This window comes from Mesorhizobium alhagi CCNWXJ12-2 (genome assembly GCF_000236565.1).
Lineage (GTDB): Bacteria > Pseudomonadota > Alphaproteobacteria > Rhizobiales > Rhizobiaceae > Allomesorhizobium > Allomesorhizobium alhagi.
On sequence record NZ_AHAM01000082.1, the window covers coordinates 1 to 18,936 of the forward strand.

16 protein-coding genes are annotated in these 18,936 nt (G+C 62.1%); 12 read left to right on the top strand and 4 right to left on the bottom strand.

The window, feature by feature from the left end; translation table 11 throughout:
* A partial coding sequence (locus tag MAXJ12_RS10980) for an NAD(P)(+) transhydrogenase (Re/Si-specific) subunit beta (RefSeq protein WP_040585808.1) occupies positions 1 to 784 on the top strand: 784 nt, incomplete at its 5' end.
* A gap of 32 nt (positions 785 to 816) precedes the next feature.
* Positions 817 to 1,590, top strand: a complete 774-nt coding sequence (locus MAXJ12_RS10985; RefSeq protein ID WP_008835917.1) for a fumarylacetoacetate hydrolase family protein — start codon at positions 817 to 819, stop codon at positions 1,588 to 1,590.
* 96 nt (positions 1,591 to 1,686) lie between these two features.
* Here the strand turns inward: MAXJ12_RS10985 and sucD (MAXJ12_RS10990) are convergent, their stop codons facing one another.
* The 4 genes from sucD (MAXJ12_RS10990) to oxc all read right to left on the bottom strand — a co-directional run bounded on the left by sucD (MAXJ12_RS10990) (position 1,687) and on the right by oxc (position 7,131).
* Positions 1,687 to 2,568 carry a succinate--CoA ligase subunit alpha gene (gene sucD, locus MAXJ12_RS10990; RefSeq protein WP_008835918.1) on the bottom strand — a complete coding sequence of 294 codons (882 nt, stop codon included), beginning with the start codon at positions 2,566 to 2,568 and terminating at the stop codon, positions 1,687 to 1,689.
* The gene (sucC, locus tag MAXJ12_RS10995) at positions 2,565 to 3,746 is read right to left on the bottom strand and encodes an ADP-forming succinate--CoA ligase subunit beta (RefSeq protein WP_040585817.1); all 1,182 of its coding nucleotides are present in this window, start codon (positions 3,744 to 3,746) and stop codon (positions 2,565 to 2,567) included. The genes sucD (MAXJ12_RS10990) and sucC (MAXJ12_RS10995) overlap by 4 nt, the downstream gene beginning before the upstream one ends.
* Positions 3,747 to 4,101: 355 nt before the next feature.
* On the bottom strand, positions 4,102 to 5,376 hold the full coding sequence (gene frc / locus MAXJ12_RS11000; protein ID WP_008835920.1) for a formyl-CoA transferase: 1,275 nt from the start codon (positions 5,374 to 5,376) through the stop codon (positions 4,102 to 4,104).
* A gap of 12 nt (positions 5,377 to 5,388) precedes the next feature.
* Positions 5,389 to 7,131: an oxalyl-CoA decarboxylase gene (gene oxc / locus MAXJ12_RS11005; protein WP_008835921.1), complete on the bottom strand. Its 1,743-nt coding sequence runs from the start codon at positions 7,129 to 7,131 to the stop codon at positions 5,389 to 5,391.
* A gap of 366 nt (positions 7,132 to 7,497) precedes the next feature.
* Between oxc and MAXJ12_RS11010 the strand changes: the two genes are divergently transcribed.
* The 10 genes from MAXJ12_RS11010 to MAXJ12_RS34360 form a co-directional block, all read left to right on the top strand.
* A complete protein-coding gene (locus tag MAXJ12_RS11010; RefSeq protein ID WP_008835922.1) occupies positions 7,498 to 8,496 on the top strand; it encodes a Bug family tripartite tricarboxylate transporter substrate binding protein in 999 nt (332 codons plus the stop codon).
* Between the two features lie 79 nt (positions 8,497 to 8,575).
* Complete coding sequence (locus tag MAXJ12_RS11015; protein WP_008835923.1) at positions 8,576 to 9,139, top strand: tripartite tricarboxylate transporter TctB family protein; 564 nt, start codon at positions 8,576 to 8,578, stop codon at positions 9,137 to 9,139.
* A gap of 42 nt (positions 9,140 to 9,181) precedes the next feature.
* On the top strand, positions 9,182 to 10,702 hold the full coding sequence (locus tag MAXJ12_RS11020) for a tripartite tricarboxylate transporter permease (RefSeq protein ID WP_008835924.1): 1,521 nt from the start codon (positions 9,182 to 9,184) through the stop codon (positions 10,700 to 10,702).
* Between the two features lie 183 nt (positions 10,703 to 10,885).
* Entirely contained in the window at positions 10,886 to 13,012 is a 2,127-nt protein-coding gene (locus tag MAXJ12_RS11025) for an acetate--CoA ligase family protein (RefSeq protein ID WP_420492370.1), read from the top strand.
* 89 nt (positions 13,013 to 13,101) lie between these two features.
* Positions 13,102 to 14,301 (top strand): ADP-forming succinate--CoA ligase subunit beta, encoded by a 1,200-nt coding sequence (gene sucC, locus MAXJ12_RS11030; protein WP_008835926.1) that lies wholly within the window; start codon positions 13,102 to 13,104, stop codon positions 14,299 to 14,301.
* The gene (gene sucD / locus MAXJ12_RS11035) at positions 14,301 to 15,218 is read left to right on the top strand and encodes a succinate--CoA ligase subunit alpha (RefSeq protein ID WP_008835927.1); all 918 of its coding nucleotides are present in this window, start codon (positions 14,301 to 14,303) and stop codon (positions 15,216 to 15,218) included. Before sucC (MAXJ12_RS11030) ends, sucD (MAXJ12_RS11035) begins: the two co-directional genes overlap by 1 nt.
* Before the next feature lie 191 nt (positions 15,219 to 15,409).
* Entirely contained in the window at positions 15,410 to 16,180 is a 771-nt protein-coding gene (locus tag MAXJ12_RS11040) for a GntR family transcriptional regulator (protein WP_050898811.1), read from the top strand.
* A gap of 25 nt (positions 16,181 to 16,205) precedes the next feature.
* Positions 16,206 to 17,222, top strand: a complete 1,017-nt coding sequence (locus tag MAXJ12_RS11045) for an NAD(P)H-quinone oxidoreductase (protein ID WP_420492371.1) — start codon at positions 16,206 to 16,208, stop codon at positions 17,220 to 17,222.
* A gap of 5 nt (positions 17,223 to 17,227) precedes the next feature.
* Positions 17,228 to 17,950, top strand: a complete 723-nt coding sequence (locus MAXJ12_RS38035) for an NADH-quinone oxidoreductase subunit NuoE family protein (protein ID WP_162097489.1) — start codon at positions 17,228 to 17,230, stop codon at positions 17,948 to 17,950.
* Positions 17,923 to 18,936: molybdopterin oxidoreductase family protein (locus tag MAXJ12_RS34360; RefSeq protein ID WP_008835931.1), on the top strand; the 1,014-nt coding region annotated here is incomplete at its 3' end. The genes MAXJ12_RS38035 and MAXJ12_RS34360, both read left to right, overlap by 28 nt.

An 18,936-nucleotide genomic window follows, 5' to 3' on the forward strand; every position in this document is an offset into this window, starting at 1 on the left:
CTTGATCGTGCCGATCGGCGGCGCCGACATGCCGGTCGTGGTGTCGATGCTCAATTCCTATTCCGGCTGGGCGGCGGCCGCCCTCGGCTTCACGCTCGGCAATCTGGCGCTGATCATCACCGGCGCGCTGGTCGGCTCGTCGGGCGCGATCCTGTCCTACATCATGTGCAAGGGCATGAACCGCTCGTTCATCTCGGTCATCCTCGGCGGCTTCGGCGGCGAGACTTCCGCCGCCGCCGATGACGGCGTCGAGCGCACGGTCAAGCAGGGCTCGGCGGACGACGCCGCCTATCTGATGATGAACGCCCAGAAGGTGATCATCGTGCCGGGCTATGGCATGGCGGTGGCGCAGGCCCAGCATGCGCTGCGCGAAATGGCCGACAAGCTGAAGGCCGCCGGCGTCGAGGTGAAATACGCCATCCATCCGGTCGCCGGCCGCATGCCGGGCCACATGAACGTGCTCTTGGCCGAAGCCAATGTGCCCTATGACGAGGTGTTCGAGCTCGAGGACATCAACTCGGAGTTCGCGCAGGCCGACGTGGCTTATGTCATCGGCGCCAACGACGTCACCAACCCGTCCGCGCGTGACGACAAGAACTCGCCGATCTACGGCATGCCGATCCTCGACGTCGACAAGGCGCGCACCTGCCTGTTCGTCAAGCGCTCGCTCGGCTCCGGCTACGCCGGCATCGACAACACGCTGTTCTACAAGGACGGCACCATGATGCTGCTCGGCGACGCCAAGAAGATGACTGAGGAAATCGTCAAGGCAATGGACCATTGAAAGCCGGCGCGGCTTTAACAAGGAGGCAGATAATGACGCGATGGGTTCGGTTCGAGGATGATGGCGAGGAACGCTTCGGCAGTCTTTCCGGCGCTGAGATCGTGGTTCACGCCGGCTCGATGTTCGAGGCTCCGCAACCGACGGATCTAAGGAGGCGGCTCGATGCCGTCCGGCTGCTGCCGCCGTGCCAGCCATCCAAGATCATCGCGCTCTGGAATAATTTCCGGCAGCTCGCGGCGAAGCTGTCGGTGCCGGAGCCGGAGGAGCCGCTCTATCTCCTGAAGGCGGCTTCCTGTGTCGCAGCGTCCGGCGCAGTCATCAGCCGGCCACCATCCTATTCCGAGCGCGTGGCCTATGAAGGCGAACTCGGCATCGTCATCGGCCGCGCCTGCAGCAATGCTTCCGAAGAGGAGGCCGCGGCGGCGATCTTCGGCTACACCTGCGTGAACGACCTGACCGCCAGCGACATCATCCAGCGCGACAAGACGTTCGCGCAATGGGCCCGCGCCAAGAGCTTCGACGGCTTCGGCCCCTTCGGGCCGGTGATCGCTACCGATCTCGATGTGCGCGGGCTCACCGTTCGTACTGAGGTGAACGGCGTCGAGCGGCAGAACTATCCGCTCGACGACATGATTTTCCCGCCGGCGCGGCTGGTCAGCGCGCTGTCCAGGGATATGACGCTGCTGCCCGGCGATCTCATTTGCTGCGGCACGTCGCTCGGCGTCGGCACGCTCAAGGATGAGGCAAGCACCGTCTCGGTGACGATCGAGGGGATCGGCACGCTCTCCAACACTTTCGTGCAGTGAGGCTGACGCTAGCCGGTTTGTATCTTTCTCGTGAAACAAGAGTGCCCGGAACCCTGCATTCCGGGCAAATTTCCCCAGGGGGAGGGAGTGACAGTTTCAGGCGGCCACAGTGAGCGCCCTGTGCATCGTCTCCCCCACAAGATGGGGGCTTTCGGCGATGATGACGCCCGCCTCGCGCAACGCTCGGATCTTGCTCTTGGCATCCGCTCCGGCATTGCCCGCAATGGCGCCGGCATGGCCCATGCGGCGCTCTGCCGGCGCGTGCTGCCCGACGATGAGGGCGACGACCGGAATTTTAGGCTTCGCGGCGGCGATGAATTCGGCCAGCTCTTCCTCATCCGTCCCGCCGATTTCCCCGACAGCGACAACGCCGTGGGTGTCGGGGTCGGCAAGGAAGAGCTCGAAGCAGGCGCGCATGCTGAGGCCGTGAATGGCGTCGCCGCCAATGCCGACCGTGGTAGACTGCCCAAGCCCGGCGTCGCTCAGCTGCGCGATGACCTCGCTGGTCAGCGAAGCTGAACGCGACAGGATGCCGATATTGCCGCGCCGCGCGTTGCCGGTCGCCATGACGCCAATCTTGCACACGCCCGGAGCAAGGATGCCCTGCGAATTCGGTCCGACGAGAATGGTGGAACCATGCTTCAACGCATCGCGCACGCGCATCATGTCGCGAACTGGAACCCGCTCCGTAAGCGCAACGACGAGCGGCATCTCCGCTTCGATCGCCTCGATCATGGCATCCGCGGCGCGATCCGGTGGAACGAAGACCATGCTGGCATTGGCGCCGGTCTCCGTCATGGCGGAGGCGACCGTGTCGAAAACGGGCAGGTTGAGATGATGACTGCCGCCCTTGCCCCGCCGCACGCCACCGACCACCCGGGTGCCGTATTCCAGCATGACGGAGGAATAGTGCGTTCCGGCCCTTCCGGTCATGCCCTGGCAAATGACACGCGTGTTCTGGTCGACGAGAATAGTCATGGCTTTCCTCCAGCAGCCCTTGCCTCCTCGACCGCGCGCGTGGCCGCGCTCCACATATCCGGCCGATCGATGACCCTGCAGCCGAAATTGGCGAATCGGAAACGCGCGTATTCGGCATTGTTGCCCGCAAGACGCACGACCGTCGGCAGCGTGCGGCCGGTCCGCCGCATCGCAATGCCGAGCCCGTCGGCGATGGTGTCGCAAGGCTGCATGCCACCGCCGTGCACATTGACGAGGATCGAGCGCACCGCCGGATTGTTCAGAACCAGCGAAAAGCCGTAGGCGACATCGAGGCTGCTGGCCGTGGTGCGTATGTCCATGAAGTTGGCCGGCCTTCCATTGGCCGCGCGGACCATGTCGAGGGTCGCGAGACCAAGCCCAGCTCCATTTGCCACTAGTCCGATATCCCCATCCATCTGGATGTAGTTGAGCTGCCGGTTCTGCGCGACGCGCTCGCCTTCATTGTCCTCCTGCTCTTCGCGCAGCGCGGCAAGTTCAGGCTGGCGAAAGAGCGCGTTGTCGTCGACGACGATCTTCGCGTCAGCCGCCACGAAATCTCCGTTACCGGTCAGGAGCAGGGGATTGATCTCGAGCAGCGTGGCGTCGAGCGCGGAGAAAGCCCGGGCGAGCCGCTGCAGCAGGCTAGTGAATTCGGGAAGCAGGTTGCCCGAAATGCCGATGCGCTGGCCAAGCGCGGCGGCCTCGCTTTCGCCGATCCCTTCGTCTGGAGCAAGGGAGAGGCGTTCGAGTCTCATTTCACCGGTGTGCACCTGCTGCTCGATGTCTTCGCTGCCTTCCGCTCCCGCGAGCAGAACGGCTTCGGCCTTCGCGGCGTCGATGAAGAACGAGACGTAGAGGCTGCGCGACGCCGTGACTGCGCGCTCGACCAGAACGCTGTGCGCCTTGGCGCCGTCGGGGCCGGTCTGGGCCGTGACGAAAGTGCGGCCAAGGAAAAGGCCGGCGGCTGTGGCTACTTCCTCCGGCGTGCGCACAATGCGCACCGCGCCCGCCTTGCCGCGTCCGCCCGAGCGGATCTGTGCCTTGACGGCGAAGCCCTCGCTGCCGAGGTCGCGTGCAATCGCGGCAGCATTTTCTGAGGTCAGCGCGACGCGGCCCTCCGGCACATCGATGCCGTAGCCGGTCAGCAGCGTCTTTGCCTGGAACTCGTGCAGTCGCATGACATCCTCCCCGAACGCTGCGATTGGCTTGTCGGCCATTCCGCCTAGCTGCGGAAACCAGCAGCAGGCGATCAATCTTTGTATTGGAATACAATATGCCAGAGCGGGCGAGGGTGGTCAATGGCGATGGAACGCCCGTTCAATATCCGCGAATGCCGGAAAGCGGCGCCTGCTCGGTGTGAGATGGCTTCGGAGGGATGCCGGGATACTGGCGGCGATGGACGGTTACATCGGGGTTGGGAAACCGCCGCCGCATTTTTCGGGCACGTTTCGGGATAATCCGAGAGCCGCCGGAGAGTTACGCAGACAAAGGGCGGCGGTATACGATGATACCGCCGCCCGGACGATTGAGTGGTTATTCGGCCGCGATCGCCTGTGGGGCGCCGATTGCGCCGCTCTGCTGGATTTCGCTGATCCCGCTGTGGTCGTAGCCCAGCACGTCGCGGAGGATTTCCTCAGTGTGCTCGCCCAGGAGCGGGGAGCGCTCCACCTCGGTCGGGCTGTCCGACAGTTTGATCGGATTGCCCACCGAGAGATATTTCCCCCGCGTCGGGTGATCGACCTCGACCACCGTGCCGGTGGCGCGCAGCGACTGATCCTCGGCAAGCTCTTTCATGGAGAGGATGGGACCGACCGGGATATCGACTGCGTTGCAGAGGTCCATCACCTCGAACTTGGTCTTGGTCATCGTCCATTGCTCGACACGCGCGAAGATGGCGTTCAGCTTCGGCAGGCGCGCCGGCGGTGTCGCATATTCCGGATCGGTCTTCCAGGTCGGCTCGCCAATGAGGTCGCAGATTTTCTCCCACACCGGCGCCTGAGTGATGAAATAGATATATGCGTCGGGATCCTGCTCCCAGCCCTGGCATTTCAGGATGCGGCCGGGCTGGCCACCGCCCGAATCATTGCCGGCGCGCGGTACGGCCGCGCCGAAGGGAATGCCTTCACCGTACTGGCTGTATTCCTTCAGCGGCCCGTGGGCGAGCCGCTGCTGGTCCCGCAGTTTCACGCGCGCGAGGTTCAACACGCCGTCCTGCATGGCGCAGGTGACGCGCTGTCCCTTGCCGGTGTTCGTGCGTTGATAAAGCGCGGTGACGATGCCGAGCGCGAGATGCAGCCCGGTACCGGAATCGCCGATCTGGGCGCCGGTGACCAAAGGCGGGCCGTCGCGGAAGCCAGTGGTTGACGCTGCGCCGCCGGTGCATTGCGCGACATTCTCATAGACCTTGCAGTCCTCGTAGGGCCCGGGACCGAAACCCTTGATCGAGGCAACGATCATCTTCGGGTTGAGCCTGTTGATCGTCTCCCAGGGGAACCCCATGCGGTCGAGCACGCCCGGCCCGAAATTCTCGACCAGCACGTCGCACTCCTTGATCAGGCGCTCGAGTACCTGCTTGCCCTTCGGGTTTTTGGTGTCGAGCGTGATCGAGCGTTTGTTGTGGTTCAGCATAGTGAAGTACAGGCTGTCCACCTTGGGGATGTCCTGCAATTGCCCGCGCGTGATATCGCCTGTTCCCGGGCGCTCTATCTTGATCACGTCGGCGCCAAACCACGCGAGAAGCTGCGTACAGGTCGGTCCGGACTGGACATGGGTGAAATCGAGGATGCGAACGCCTTCGAGCGCTTTCATGAGAATACTTCCTTATTTCTTCTTCAGTACGCTTTGCGGGTTGAGATTGCCGATGCGACCGCTCTCGCTGCCGGCGGCCGGGTCGATCGCCGCGTTGATGAGGGTAGGCCTGCCGGAGTCCATCGCCTGATCGACGGCGCGCTTCAGCTCATCGGGCGTCGTGACATGGACTCCGACGCCTCCGAATGCTTCCATCATCTTGTCGTAACGCGCGTCTTTGACGAACACAGTCGTCGCGACGTCCGGGCTGCCCGACGAATTGACGTCGGTGCCGCGATAGATGCCGTTATTGTTGAAGACGACCACGCAGACCGGCAGATTGTACCGGCAGATGGTTTCGACCTCCATGCCGGAGAAGCCGAAGGCCGAGTCGCCTTCCACCGCCAGCACCGGCTTTCCGGTCTCGATGGCGGCGGCGATGGCGAAGCCCATGCCGATGCCCATGACGCCCCAGGTGCCGACGTCGAGACGCTTGCGCGGCTGGTGCATGTCGATGATGCCGCGCGCCAGATCGAGCGTGTTGGCGCCTTCGTTTACGAGAATGGCGTCCGGCCGCTCCCTGATGACGGCGCGCAACGCGCCGAGCGCGCCATGGAAATCCATCGGGGCCGAATTCTTCATCAGCCTCGGCGCCATCTTGGCGATGTTTTCTTCCCGCTTCGAATTGACGGCGTTGATCCAATCAGACGGAGGAGCTTGCCACTTGCCGTCTATGCTTTCGAGAAGGGCTGACACGCAGGAGCCGATGTCGCCGACGAGCGGAGCGGCGATCTCGACATTGGAGTCCATTTCCTTCGGCTCGATGTCGATCTGGATGAACTTCTTCGGCGCGTCGCCCCAAGCCTTGCCCTTGCCGTGCGACAGAAGCCAGTTGAGGCGAGCGCCGACCAGCATGACGACGTCGGAATCTTTCAGCACAGTGGAGCGTGCCGCGCCCGCACACTGCGGATGCGTGTCAGGCAGAAGGCCCTTGGCCATGCTCATAGGCAGGAATGGAATGCCGCTCTTTTCGATCAGGGCGCGAATCTGGTCGTCTGCCTGCGCGTAGGCAGCGCCCTTGCCAAGAATGATCAACGGGCGCTTGGCGCCCTTCAGCACATCGAGGGCGCGCTCGACGGCGGCTGGGGCGGGAAGCTGGGCCGGCGCCGGATCGATGACCTCGACAAGCGATTTGGCGCCAGCCTCGGCATCCATCACTTGGCCGAAAAGCTTGGCCGGCAGGTCGAGATAAACGCCGCCTGGGCGACCGGACACTGCTGCACGAATTGCGCGCGCGATGCCGATGCCGATGTCCTGCGCGTGCAGTACACGGAAAGCCGCCTTGCAGAGCGGCTTGGCGATGGCCAACTGGTCCATCTCTTCGTAATCGCCCTGCTGCAGATCGACAATCTCGCGCTCCGACGAACCTGAGATCAAGATCATCGGAAAGCAATTGGTCGTGGCATTGGCCAGCGCTGTCAGGCCGTTGAGGAACCCCGGGGCCGACACCGTGAGGCAAATACCAGGCTTTTTCGTCAGGAAGCCGGCGATCGCAGCCGCGTTGCCAGCATGCTGCTCGTGCCGGAATGAGATGACGCGGATACCTTCGGCCTGCGCCATGCGGCCAAAATCCGTGATCGGGATGCCGGGCACGCCGTAAATTGTTTTGACGCCATTGAGCTTGAGAGCGTCGATGACGAGATGAAAGCCATCCGTCAGTTCCCGCTCCTCGTCGGCGGCTGACGTAGCCTGCTCGACTTTCGCGACGATGGTCATGCGTATTGCTCCTCCTTGAACGCAGCCGTCTTGTTTGGCACCCTTGGCGCTCGGCTTACCTTTGAAATACGGACGTCTCGCTTGAATCCCTTGATCGCCCATTAAGCGAGTTGTGACGCCTCATTTCTGGCATAATAAATGCCATAAGTCAAACCGAGAGACCTGAGTTTTCAGCTTGACGCATGGGCGAGCCTTTGTTACGACTGGCATTCGTTATACCAGAAAAGGGAGATTTGTAGAGACAGACAGCAGGCAGGGAGCAAGCTCGGATCCGCTTGGATTTGTGGGTCGAGCGACTGCAGTGTCAAACGAGCGCGCGGAATAAATCAAGGGAGTCGCGTCGCTTAATCTGGGAGGAGAAACGACATGAAACTTGCGAAATCGCTGGCAGTAGCGGCACTGACAACTGCACTAACGAGTCTCGCGGCCGTAGCGCCGTCCTGGGCCGAGTGGAAGCCCAGCAAAACCGTCGAATTCATCATTCCGGCTGGAACCGGAGGCGGCGCCGATCAGATGGCCCGCATGATCCAGGGTGTGATTCAGAAGCACCAGCTCATGGACCAGTCGATGGTGGTCATCAACAAGTCCGGCGGAGCCGGGGCCGAAGGCTTCATGGATGTGAAGGAGTCCGACGGCAACGAGCACAAGATCATCATCACCCTATCCAACCTGTTCACGACGCCCCTCGCCACCGGCGTGCCGTTCAGCTGGGAAGATCTGACGCCTGTCTCCATGCTGGCGCTCGACAACTTCATACTGTGGGTGAACTCGGAGTCGCCATACCAGACCGCCACTGACTATATCGAGGCAGTGAAATCGGGCGCCGACAGCCAGTTCAAGATGGCCGGCACCGGTTCCAAGCAGGAAGATCAGATCGTTACCGTGGCGATCGAGCAGGTCGCCGGTAAGAAGCTCACCTATGTACCCTTCAAGGGCGGCGGCGACGTTGCCAAGCAACTCGTCGGCGGTCATATCGATTCGACGGTCAACAACCCGATCGAGGCGGTTTCGTTCTGGCAAGCCGGCAACGTACGGCCGCTTTGCGTCTTCGCCGCTTCGCGCATCGAGGCGCAGGGCACAGCGAAATGGCAGGATATTCCGACCTGCAAAGAAGCTGGCGTAGAGATCGAATACCAGATGCTGCGCGGCATCTTCATGTCGCCGGGCGTCAGCCAGGAAGTCGTCGATTACTATGTCGACCTGTTCCAAAAGGTGCGCGAAACCCAGGAATGGAAGGACTTCATGGCGAAGGGTGCATTTACCCAGACCTTCCTAAGCGGCGACGACTACAAAAAGTGGGTCGCTGATGCCGCCGTGGTCCACAAGGACCTGATGACCAAAGCGGGTTTTCTCGCCGCGAACTAAAGGCGCAACGGTCCGAGGCCGGCAAGGCCTCGGACCGCCCGCCTGATATCGCAACAGCACTTCCATAGGAGAGGCACGGATGTTTATGGAGCGCGAGCAAAACCTCGTTCCCGAAAAGTTAGCCGGCGAAGGGGAGGAGGCCGCCTCGGCCAACGAGGCCGGGCTCACGGTTACAATGAAAACGATGGAACTCGTCGTTGCAGGCCTCTTGATGCTGGTCGCTGCGATCGTCATGTACGACAGCGTCCGCGTGGGCGCCGGCTGGGCCTTTGACGGACCGCAGGCCGGCTACTTTCCCTTCTTCATCGGGCTGATCCTGTTTGGGGCCAGCGCGGCGACTTTCGCCATAAACCTGTTCAGCCGCACGGCCGATCTTTCCAGTTTCGTGACCAAGCCGGCGCTTCTGCTGGTGGCGAAGGTGCTCGCGCCAACGGCCGTATATCTCATTGTGATGTACTATGTTGGCATCTACATCGCCTCCGCTCTCTACATCTGTTTCTTCATGATGTGGCTGGGCAAATATTCGATCCGCAAGGCTGCGCCCGTCGGGATCGCAATCCCCCTCATTCTCTTCTGGCTGTTCGAGATTGCGTTTCTGATTCCGCTGCCCAAAGGCCCGCTCGAGGCTGCGCTCGGCTTCTGAGAATTCAGGCCCCCTAGACCAAGATTCGAGGACGAAATCCCCATGGATGCATTCGTTTCGCTCATTCACGGCTTTGGCGTTCTCGCCGACCCCATGAATATCGTCTATATGTGTGTTGGCGTTGTGCTTGGCGTGCTGATCGGCGTGTTGCCGGGACTCGGTGGCGCAAACGGCGTCGCAATCCTTTTGCCGCTCACCTTCTCGATGTCGCCTACTGCCGCGATCATCATGCTCTCCTCGATCTACTGGGGTGCGCTGTTCGGTGGCGCGATCACCTCCGTCCTCTTCAACATTCCCGGGGAGCCGTGGTCGGTAGCCACTACTTTCGATGGCCATCCGATGGCCCAGCAGGGGAAGGCCGACGAGGCGCTGACGGCCGCCTTTACCTCATCCTTCATCGGCGCGCTGCTCGCCGTCGTGGTGATCACCTTCCTCGCGCCGGTGGTGGCCGGTTTCGCGCTGCGCTTCGGGCCCGCCGAGTTCTTCGCCGTACAACTTCTCACGTTCTGCAGTTTCGTCGGCATGGGTCGCGAGTCGCCGTTCAAGGTGCTGGCCGCCATGACACTCGGCTTTGCGTTGGCGGCCGTGGGACTGGACTCAGTTACCGGACAACTGCGCATGACCTTCGGTACGGTCGAGCTCATGCGTGGCTTCGACTTCCTGATCGCGGTCATCGGCCTCTTTGGTATCGGCGAGATACTGCTCACCATGGAGGAAGGGCTGTCGTTTCGGGGCAAGAGCACGACCATCACGCTGCGTTCAGTGATGAATACCTGGATTCGCTTGCCGCGCTTCTGGATTACCTATCTGCGGTCGGCAGCCGTGGGCTGCTGGCTTGGCATCACCCCGGGTGGCGCAACGCCGGCTTCGTTCATGAGCTATGGTCTCGCCCGCCGCTTTTCGAAGAACCCTGGCGATTTTGGCAAGGGCGAAATCGAAGGAGTGGTGGCTCCCGAGACTGCAGCTCATGCTGCCGGCACAAGTGCGCTGCTTCCGATGCTGACGCTGGGCATCCCCGGTTCGCCCACCGCGGCAGTGATGCTGGGTGGCCTGCTTATCTGGGGCCTGCAGCCTGGCCCCATGCTGTTCATTGAGCAAAAGGATTTCGTCTGGGGTCTTATCGCCTCGATGTATCTTTCCAACGTCGTCGGCTTCCTGATCGTCCTAACGACTGTGCCCCTCTGGGCGTCGATCCTGCGCATTCCCTTCTCGATCATCGCGCCAGTGATCATCGTGCTTTGCTGTATCGGCGCCTATACCGTCCACAATGCCTTCCTCGACGTCGTCATCATGCTGTTCTTCGGCATTATCGGCTACGCATTCAAGAAGCTGCATTACCCGCTGGCGCCGCTGGTGCTCGCGCTTGTACTGGGCGACATGGCGGAAAGCTCGTTCAGGCAATCAATGCTGATCTCGCAAGGAGATATGTCCATCTTCTGGTCCAACTGGCTGGTGGGCTCGATCTGCGGCCTGGCTATGATCATGCTGTTCTGGCCGCTCATTACTCTCCTGCTCGACAAGATGCGCGGGGGCGGTGGACGCCTCTCGCCGGGCGGAGCCTGAGCCATGGAGTTCGGCACGCCAGCCTTCGGGCGCCCTGAATTCGGGGCGCCCTGAACAGGAAAGGCTTGACAGCTTTCTTCTGGTATACAAAATGCCAAGCAACGACACGGCTTCGGTCGAAGTGCTGCCGGTAGCTCAAATCGACGATAACGCCTGTCACAGGCGATCATCATGGAGGATATCATGCTCGACAGAACCGCTGTCCGTAACGTGCTGGATAAGGTGAAGGCCGAGGGGCGCCAGGCGCTCACGGCGCCGGAAGGCAAACTGCTGTGCGACGCCTATGGCATCAAGGTTCCGCAGGAAGGCGTCGCTGGCAACGCGGAGGAAGCCGTCAAGCTGGCGTCCGGCATGGGCTTCCCGGTGGTCATGAAGATCGTTTCGCCGGACATCCTGCACAAGACCGAGGCCGGCGGCGTCATTGTCGGCGTCAAGTCGGCCGAAGAGGCGCGGACCGCCTATGACAAGATTATCGCCAATGCGAAGGCCTACAAGGCCGACGCCCAGATCACCGGCGTGCAGGTCCAGCAGATGTTGGCGGGTGGCCAGGAAGTCATCATCGGCGCCGTCACCGACGGCTCCTTCGGCAAACTTGTCGCTTTCGGTCTTGGCGGTGTGCTGGTCGAAGTCCTGAAGGACATCACTTTCCGCCTTGCACCGGCAACGCGCGACGATGCGCTTTCGATGCTCGACGGCATTCAGGCTGCCGAGATGCTGAAGGGCGTTCGCGGCGGCGATCCAGTCGACCGCGATGCGCTCGCCGATATGATTGTGAGCGTTTCGCAGCTCGTGAATGACTATCCGGAAATTTCCGAACTCGACCTCAATCCGGTGTTCGCGACCAAGAACGGCGCCATTGCCGCAGACGTGCGCATCGTCGTTGACTATAACCAGCCGGCGCCGCGCCCGCGTCCCAGCCAGGACGACATCGTCAAGGCAATGAACCGCATCATGCGGCCGAAGGCCGTTGCCGTGATCGGCGCCTCGGCCGAAGACGGCAAGATCGGCAATTCGGTGATGAAGAACCTCATCAATGGCGGCTACAAGGGCGAGATCTATCCGATCCACCCCAAGGCCGACGAGATATTGGGCTACAAGGCCTACCGCAGCGTCAAGGACGTTCCCGGCACAATCGACACCGCGGTCTTCGCCATTCCGGCCAAGTTCGTCGCCGGCGCCCTCACCGAATGCGGCGAAAAGGGCATTCCGGGCGCGGTGTTGATCCCGTCCGGGTTCGCGGAAGCCGGCGCGCCGGAACTGCAGGAAGAGATCGTAAAGATCGGCCAAAAATACAATGTCCGCCTGATGGGGCCGAACATCTACGGCTTCTACTACACGCCCGCCAACCTCTGCGCCACGTTCTGCACCGCCTATGACGTGAAGGGTTCGGCGGCGCTGTCGTCGCAGTCGGGCGGCATCGGCATGGCCATCATCGGCTTCTCCCGCTCGGCGAAGATGGGCGTTTCGGCGATCGTTGGCCTCGGCAACAAGTCGGACATCGACGAGGACGATTTGCTCGCCTTCTTCGAGCAGGACGAACATACCAGCATCATCGCCCAGCACTGCGAAGACCTGAAGGACGGTCGCGCCTTTGCCGAGGCGGCCAAGCGCGTGTCCAAGAAAAAGCCCGTCGTCGTCCTGAAGGCGGGGCGCACGTCGGCCGGCGCCAAGGCGGCTTCCTCCCATACCGGAGCCCTGGCGGGCAACGACAAGATCTACGAGGACGTCTTCAAGCAGTCCGGCGTCATTCGCGCCCGCTCGCTGCGGCAGTTGCTCGAGTTCGCGCGCGGTATACCGGTGCTACCGACGCCGAAGGGCGAGAATGTTGTCATCATCACGGGTGCGGGCGGTTCCGGCGTGCTGCTGTCGGATTCCTGCGTGGACAACGGGCTCTCCCTGATGTCGATGCCGGCCGACCTGGACACCGCGTTCCGCAGATTCATTCCGCCCTTCGGCGCTGCCGGCAACCCCGTCGACATCACCGGCGGCGAACCCCCGCAGACCTACAAGAACACCGTCAAGCTGGGGCTTGAGGACGACCGCATCCACGCGCTGATCCTGGGTTACTGGCATACCATCGTGACGCCGCCGATGGTCTTTGCGAAGCTGATGGTCGAGGTGAAGCAGGAGATGGCCGCCAAGGGCATAGAAAAGCCCATGGTCGCGTCGCTCGCCGGCGATGTCGAGGTCGAGGAAGCGGCCGAATACCTCTACCAGCATGGCATTCCGGCCTACGCCTACTCGACCGAGCTTCCCGTCGAAGTGCTCGGCGCCAAGTACAAATGGGCCAGGGGTGCAGGCCTGCTCTGATCTGAAACCAGGTCCCGGCGCATCATCGCTCCCCGGCGCGTCGCGCCGGGGCCATCCAGAAATGTGCAAATCTTTCAGGGTTTTCCTCGATGAACATCCATGAATATCAGGCCAAGGAGGTCTTGCGGTCCTTCGGCGTACCGGTTCCGCAAGGTTTTGCCGCCACGACCATAGAAGAAGCCGCCGAGGCCGCGGGCAAGCTGCCCGGCCCCGTCTATGTCGTGAAGGCTCAGATTCATGCCGGCGGGCGCGGCAAGGGCAGATTCAAGGAACTTTCCACCGACGCCAAGGGCGGCGTTCGACTTGCCAAATCCTTTGTGGACATCCGCGCCGACGCGGCCGAGATGCTCGGCAACACGCTGGTGACCCTCCAGACGGGTCCGGCCGGCAAGCAGGTCAACCGCATCTATGTCGAGGAAGGCTCCGAAATCGAGAAGGAGTTCTACCTGTCGCTTCTCATTGACCGCGTCACCAGCCGCGTATCCTTTGTGGTGTCCACCGAGGGTGGCATGGACATCGAGCAGGTCGCGCACGACACACCTGAGAAAATCGTCACCTTCTCGATCGATCCAGCCACTGGCATCATGCCGCATCACGGTCGCGCAGTGGCCAAGGCGCTCCGGCTTGACGGCGATCTGGCCAAACAGGCGCAGGCGCTGGTCGAAAGCCTGTACACTGCCTTCACCGCCAACGACATGGAAATGCTGGAGATCAATCCGCTGATTGTCTCGAAGGACGGGAAATTGCGCTGCCTCGACGCCAAGGTCGGCTTCGATTCCAACGCGTTGGCGCGTCATCCCGACATCGCGGCTCTGCGCGACGAGACAGAGGAAGATGCCAAGGAGATCGAGGCCTCCAAATACGACCTCTCCTATGTCACGCTCGACGGCAATATCGGCTGCATGGTGAACGGCGCGGGCCTTGCAATGGCCACCATGGACATCATCAAGTTTTACGGCGCCGAGCCGGCGAACTTTCTCGATGTCGGCGGTGGCGCGACGGCCGAGAAGGTGGCGGCCGCCTTCAAGATCATCACCGCCGATCCCAATGTGAAGGGCATCCTGGTCAACATATTCGGCGGCATCATGCGATGCGACGTGATCGCAGAAGGCGTGGTGACGGCGGTGAAGGAAGTGGGTCTCAAGGTGCCGCTGGTGGTGCGGCTCGAAGGCACCAATGTCGAACTCGGCAAGCAGATCCTCAAGCAGAGCGGGCTCAACGTCATTCCCGCCGACGATCTCGATGACGCCGCCCAGAAAATCGTGAATTCCGTCGGAGGGCTTAACTGATGTCCATTCTCATCGACAGAAGCACCCGCGTCCTCTGCCAGGGCTTCACCGGCAAAACCGGCACCTTCCACAGCGAGCAGGCCATCAAGTACGGTACGAAGATGGTCGGCGGCGTCGCGCCGGGGAAGGGAGGTTCGAGCCATCTCGGGCTCCCGGTCTTCGACACGGTGATGGAGGCACGCGAAGCAACCGGCGCGGATGCAACAGTCATTTATGTGCCGCCCTTCGGTGCGGCCGACGCGATCTGCGAAGCGATCCAGGCCGAAATTCCGCTCATCGTCTGTATCACCGAGGGCATCCCCGTGCTCGACATGCAGAAGGTGAAGCGCGCGCTCTCCGGCTCGAAATCGCGGCTGATCGGCCCAAACTGCCCGGGCCTGATCACTGCGGGCGAATGCAAGATCGGCATCATGCCCGGCTCGATCTTCAAGCAGGGCTCCGTCGGCATCGTCTCGCGTTCCGGCACGCTCACCTATGAGGCCGTCTTCCAGACCTCGCAGCAGGGTTTCGGTCAGACCACGGCGGTCGGCATTGGCGGCGATCCGATCAAGGGAACGGAATTTATAGATGTGCTGGAGATGTTCCTGGCCGATCCCACGACTGAATCCATGGTCATGATCGGCGAAATCGGCGGCTCGGCCGAAGAGGACGCGGCGCAGTTCCTGCGTGACGAGGCCAGGCGCGGTCGCTCGAAGCCGACAGTCGGCTTTATCGCCGGCCGCACCGCACCGCCCGGACGCCGCATGGGCCATGCTGGCGCGATCATTTCCGGCGGCAAAGGTGGCGCCGAAGACAAGATCGCGGCGATGGAGGCGGCAGGAATCCGTATCTCGCCCACACCGGCGCGCCTCGGCACGACGCTGGCCGAACTGCTGGGCGTTCCGGCGCGTCAGCCTATCCTTTCCAAGGCCGGCTGATACCCGGGTGGGGCGTATACCTTTGCTCGAAGTTGGCACGCTGATTAACTTATGGAAGGCAAAGCCGCTATTTTGGGCCGGAAATAGCACGAAGCGGGCTGGACAACCGGCCTCATCCTTGAGAATGACCGTACCTCAACAAATATGGCATTATACATGCCAGTTCGACTTCAAAAGAGAGGTGCCTTGACATGAGTGGGAGAAGCCAAACGCGTTGGCCCCTTGCCGAAGAAGCGACTCCCGAACTCGTGTTGGGGCCGTTGGCCGCCGAGCCCAATTTCAAGACGCGTATCTATGCGACGCTGAAGGAAGCGATCGCCAATATGGATATCTATGGCACGACCGAGGATACGTGGCTCGACGAGCGGCAACTCGCGGAGCGCCTCGGAGTGAGCCGGACGCCAATCCGCGAGGCTATCGCGATGCTTGAGCAGCAGGGCTTTGTTAAATCGATACCTCGCCGCGGCATAGTGGTGCTGCGTAAGACCAAGCGTGAAGTGATCGAAATGATCCAGGTTTGGGCGGCTCTCGAAGGGATGGCGGCGCGGCTGATTTCACTCAACGCAAGCCGTAAGGAAATCGAGCAGCTTCGCAAGATTTTCGAGAAGTTCCATGACGGTCACAAACCGGCGGACTATCTCAGTGAATATTCGGAAGCCAACATCCAGTTTCACCAGACATTGATCAAGATGACCGGCTCGAAGATCCTGCAGGAGATGACGGAGGACATCCTCTTGCATGTCCGGGGCATCCGCAAGATCACCATCGGCCGCAATGATCGCGCGAGCCAGTCCATCAAGGATCATTTGGCGATTATCGACGCGTTGGAAAAGCGCGACACGGAATTGGCCGAACGGCTTTGCCGCGACCATACGCTGGGTCTTGCGGCCTACGTCGAGAAACACAGCGAGGGCATTTGGACCGAGAGTTCCTCCGACCGCGTCATACCAACGCGGCGATGAATGATCCTTGTCCACTGTCCCTAAGATGCGGAGAAGGGACCTGACCAGCCGTCCCGACAGCATGATCGCGATTACAATTACTGTGCCCGGTGGGCCGCAGGTGCTGAAGGCGGAGCGGAGAGCCGTGCCTTCGCCTGGCGAGAGGGAAATCTTCATCCGCGTTGCGGCGGCTGGAGTGAACCGTCCTGACGTCCTGCAGCGCGCTGGACTCTATCCGGCCCCCAAAGGTGCGTCCGATCTTCTCGGCCTTGAGGTGGCTGGCGAGGTGGTGGCGACCGGAAGCGGCGTCAAACGCTGGAAGCCGGGAGACAGGGTGTGCGCACTGACGCCCGGCGGTGGCTACGCCGAATTCGCCCTCGTCGATGAAAGCAACGCGCTTCCGGTTCCCGATGGCATGCCGATGGAAGAAGCTGCCGCCGTTCCGGAAACCTTTTTCACCGTCTGGCACAACGTCTTCGAGCGCGGTCGCCTGATAGCGGGAGAAACCTTGCTCGTGCATGGCGGCGCTTCGGGGATCGGCACCACGGCGATCATGCTCGCCAAGGCCTTTGGCGCACGCGTTATCGCTACGGCGGGGACAGATGACAAATGCGACGCCTGCCGGGCGCTGGGCGCCGACGTGGCGGTCAACTACCGCAACGGTGACTGGGTAGTCGCCGTGAAGGAGGCAACCGGCGGCCGCGGCGCCGATGTCATTCTCGATATGGTCGGCGGCGCCTATATCGAGAAGAACTATCAGGCCGCAGCCATTGACGGACGCATCGTCAACATCGCCTTCCTTCAGGGCTCTCGCGTCGAGGTGGACTATATACGCCTGATGATGAAGCGGCTGACTCACACCGGTTCGACGCTTCGGGCGCAATCCGTGGAAGCCAAGGCGCGCATTGCCGCTGAACTCGAATCGAAGGTCTGGCCGCTTCTGGCGGAAGGCAAATGCCGGCCGCTCATCCATGCACGCTTCCCCCTTGTCGCGGCAGCCGATGCTCATGCCTTGATGGAGTCCAACGCCCATATCGGCAAGATCGTGCTGACGGTGGGGTGAATGTGATGCTCGAAGAGAATCGTTCGACCGTCCATGCGCTGGGGCGCCCGGGTCTTGATAGATTGGTAGTTCATGGTGGAAATAGCATGACGATGCAGGAACGGCGGCCACGGGATCGGGGGCCCAAGGGGCGGGTGCTGGATGATGCTGCGCTGGCGGAGGTGCGGGAGCTTCTGGGCGGCCGCGAGCGGCGCCGCGACCTCCTGATCGAGTTCCTGCATCTGATCCAGGACCGCTATGGTTGCCTGTCGGCGGCGCATTTGCGGGCGCTGGCCGAGGAGATGCGGCTGGCCCAGGCAGAGGTCTACGAGGTGGCGACGTTCTACGACCATTTCGATGTCGTGAAGGAAGGCGAGGGCAGGCCCGCGCCGCTGACGATCCGGGTTTGCGATTCGATAAGCTGCATGCTGGCGGGCGCCGAGGACCTGATCGGCGAAGTTACGGCCGGTGTCGACCCGAAAGCCATTCGCGTCGTGCGCGCGCCCTGCATGGGCCGCTGCGCCACCGCCCCGGCCGCCCGCATCGGCGACCGCGAAGTCGATCACGCCAGCAGCCAAGGGCTGTTGAACATGGCGCGCGAGGGCGACATCAAGGTCGTTGTGCCCGACTACATCGGCCTTGAAGCCTATCGTGCCGCCGGCGGCTATCAGTTGCTGCAAAAAGTGCGTGATGGCTTGGCGTCGATGCCATCATGGAGACGATGCAGAACGCAGGTCTGCGCGGTCTAGGCGGCGCGGGTTTCCCCGCCGGCAAGAAATGGGGCTTCGTCCGCTCCTACCCGGCCCCGCGGCTGATGTCGATCAATGGCGAGCCGGGCACGTTCAAGGACCACATCTACCTCGAAAGGGACCCGCACCGGACCTTCGAGGGCGCGCTGATCGCCGCCCATGCGGTCGAGGCCGACTGCATCATTGTCATCGGCGCGCGCCCGACCACCAACCATCCGGTCGCCGCGACCTTCTTCAAGCAGGCGGCCAAGCGCGGCGCCAAGCTGATCGTCATCGATCCGCGCGGCCAGGACCTGATGCGCCATGCCTCGCATTCGCTGCGCTTCAAGGCGGGCAGCGACGTCGCCATGCTGAACGCGCTGATCCACGTCATCATCGAGGAAAAGCTCTACGATGAGCAGTACATCCAGGCCAACGCTTCCGGATTCGAGGCGCTGAAAGCCAAGGTGAAGGATTTCTCGCCGGAAGCCATGGCCGAAATCTGCGGCATCGAGGCCTCGGTGCTGCGCGATGTCGCCCGCACCTACGCCACCGCCGAGCGCTCGATCATCTTCTGGGGCATGGGCATCTCGCAGCACACGCACGGCACCGACAATGCACGCTGCCTGATCGCGCTGGCGCTGATCACCGGCCATGTCGGCCGGCCGGGAAACGGCCTGCACCCGCTGCGCGGCCCGAACAATGTGCAGGGCGCGTCCGACGCCGGGCTGATCCCGATGTACTTCCCCGACTACAAATCGGTCGAGAACATCGACATTCGCGGCCAATACGAGAACTTCTGGGGCCAGACGCTGGATCCGAAGCGGGGCCTGACGGTCGTCGAGATCATCGACGCCATCCATGACGGCGAGATCAAGGGCATGTACATCATGGGCGAGAACCCGGCCATGTCCGACCCGGACCAGACGCATGCCCGGCAAGCGCTGGCCATGCTCGACCATCTCGTCGTGCAGGACATTTTCCTCACCGAAACGGCATGGCACGCC